Raw genomic sequence first — 1,000 nt, 5'->3', positions numbered from 1 at the left:
ATTGATAATAATATTTTCGGATATAAATTAGATTTTAAATAATAAAAATACAATTCGTTTAATCTGTTCATTTTAAACGAATTGTATTATGATGACGAATATTTTTTTATAACTAGTTTGCTACAGCGATTGCTTCGATTTCAATTAATAAGTTATCGTTAATTAACTTTCTAACTTCTACAGCTGAACTTGCTGGTGGATTATTAGTGTCAATGTATTGATCTCGAATATTTCTCACAATGGCCATTTGAGAAATATCTGTTAAGAAAAATGTTAATTTGACTACATCATTAAATTTTAATTCCGAAGTTTCCAATGCACTTTTAATATTTTCGAATACTTGTCGCGTTTGTGTAGCTAAATCGTCAATTCCAACTATTTGACCGTCAGTGTTAATCGCTACTTGTCCAGATATGTAAATTGTTCGTTTAGCGTTTGTAACTTCGACTACATGCGAGTATCCAAAAGTTGGTGGCATCGTTTCTGGATTGATAAATTTCTTTTGCAAGGCTCTTCTCCCCTTTAAACATTTCATTTTCTTAATGTTAGGTTTTGATTTCAGATTATCCTCTATTTACTAATAATTATTTATCGATTTAGCTGCTACATTTGTAAAAGTGTATTAGCACTTTAATTTAAAGTTATTGATGGATTATGTACGTTTGATTTTTTTTGTGCTTGTTATAATTACACCTTGTTTTATTAATTCTTCAGTTACTTTTGTATAGAAAAAGTGATACCACCAGATAAAAAACTCTTCATAAGTAATTTCTTTTGAGTATCTGCTGCTGGCAAAGTATTCTTTTAAAGATTTATCGTTTTCATTAAACAATAAGACTAAATCTTTACTGATCCAAGATGAAGCATTACAAGTAAATATTGAAGTTTCGTTCCTTTTATTTTTATAGATGGCGAATTATCTCCAGAGAAAATCATTTTAGCTTCATAAGCTGTATGTAATATATTCTCCGGAATATTATTAGTAAACACTTCATAACCC

The 1,000-nt window shown here is 28.5% G+C and carries 1 protein-coding gene and 1 pseudogene; both read right to left on the bottom strand.

Annotated features, from left to right (window positions below):
* Window positions 1–112: 112 nt before the first annotated feature.
* Window positions 113–508 (bottom strand): RidA family protein, encoded by a 396-nt coding sequence (locus ABWK52_RS24670; protein WP_001169714.1) that lies wholly within the window; start codon window positions 506–508, stop codon window positions 113–115.
* A gap of 133 nt (window positions 509–641) precedes the next feature.
* Window positions 642–853: pseudogene (locus ABWK52_RS24665) on the bottom strand (hypothetical protein); the annotation flags it as partial.
* Window positions 854–1,000 lie beyond the last annotated feature (147 nt).

The sequence above is a fragment of the Bacillus sp. AP50 genome (assembly GCF_040492675.1).
Taxonomy (GTDB): Bacteria; Bacillota; Bacilli; order Bacillales; family Bacillaceae_G; genus Bacillus_A; species Bacillus_A cereus.
The sequence above is the reverse complement of the archived record's forward strand: the minus strand, read 5'-3'. Positions and strand labels throughout refer to the sequence as shown.